Raw genomic sequence first — 1431 nt, 5'->3', positions numbered from 1 at the left:
CAACGGCCGCAGATCTGCCTCGATCTGCTGGCGCCGGCCTTCCAGGAACGGCGGCAGCGAGAGCGTCTCGCCGAGATGCTCCATCGACTCGTCGGTGGCAAAGCCCGGCCCGTCGGTGGCAATCTCGAACAGGATCCCGTTCGGCTCGCGGAAATAGAGACTGCGGAACCAGAACCGGTCTACCGGGCCGCTCGACGGCATGCGCACGTGGTTGAGCCGCTCCGCCCAGGCCTTGTAATCAGCATCGGGGATGCGGAACGCCACATGGTGGACGCCCCCTGCCCCGGGCTGGGCGATCGGAAGGTTGGGCTCGACGGACACATGCAGCTCGGCGGCCGCCCCGCCCGACCCCATCTGATAGACGTGAGTGCGGGTTTCCTCGTTGCCCAGCGTGGCATAGTCGCGAACGCGCGTCATGCCCATGATCTTCGTGAGCACGAGTTCAGTATAGTGAAGATCGGGCACGCTGATCGTGATCGGCCCGAGGCCGCGGATCTGATGCCCGGCCGGGACCGGGCTGCGCTCCCACGGATGCGCCTCCTCACCCTGTCCGCCATCATCGATCAGGCTCAGGCGCTGGCCCTCGAAATCCTCGAAATCGAGGGTGAGCCGACCGTCGCGCTCGACGATGTCCGAATGAGTGACGCCGAGATCCTGAAAGCGCTGCCTCCACCAGGTGAGCGTTTCGACGCCGGAAACGCGCATGCCGGTCCGCGTGATGCTGTGGGTACCGCGCTGCTCGCGTTCCACCGGCCAGTCGAAGAAGGTGATGTCGGTGCCGGGCGAGCCGCGCCCGTCGGCATAGAACAGATGATAGGCGGTCACGTCGTCCTGGTTGACGGTCTTCTTCACGAGCCGCAGGCCAAGCGTGTTGGTGTAGAAGGCGTGATTGGCCGGGGCGTTACCGGTGACGGCGGTGAGATGATGGATGCCGGTGAGTTGCATGATTGATGTCCTTGTCAGGCGAGGTGGGCTGGTCAGCCTGCCTCCCGGGAATGTTTAGAGTTGGTCGATCCAGGCCTTCGTGAGGGCCACGTCGGTCTGCGACAGCCCATGGCCCGTCGGGAGCACGCGGTGCTCGACGGTGGCCCCTGCCGTTTGTAGGAGGGATGCCAGCCGCTTGGCGTTCTCCGCCGGCACGATGGGATCGGAGGCGCCCGAGAGCATCAGCACCGGCTTGCCGGTGAGATCGGCGATGGGCGGGTCCTGCAACGGCACCATCGCCCGCAGCAGGGCGGCCCCGGCCAGCGCCTCGGGCCTGAGCTGGAGCACAGCCGCGGCGATGTTGGCTCCGTTCGAGAAGCCGACGGCAATGGGTGCCGCGAGGCCGTATGACTCCCGCGCCTGGGCGATGAAGTCAGCCAGCTCGTGAGCCCGGCGGCGCACGTCCTCCTCGTCGAACACGCCCTCACGCAGGCGACGGAAGAAGCG

At 66.7% G+C, this 1431-nt stretch carries 2 protein-coding genes; both read right to left on the bottom strand.

Annotated features, from left to right (window positions below; all coding sequences use genetic code 11):
• The coding region (locus tag DC522_RS33465; protein WP_133239459.1) for a ring-cleaving dioxygenase at positions 1 to 945 on the bottom strand (945 nt) is incomplete at its 3' end.
• Positions 946 to 999: 54 nt separating this feature from the next.
• On the bottom strand, positions 1000 to 1431 hold a 432-nt coding region (locus DC522_RS33460; RefSeq protein ID WP_116532690.1), incomplete at its 5' end, for an alpha/beta hydrolase.

Source organism: Microvirga sp. KLBC 81 (assembly GCF_003075415.1).
In the GTDB taxonomy this organism is placed as follows: domain Bacteria; phylum Pseudomonadota; class Alphaproteobacteria; order Rhizobiales; family Beijerinckiaceae; genus Microvirga.
This window is presented reverse-complemented; position numbering and strand designations above follow the sequence as displayed.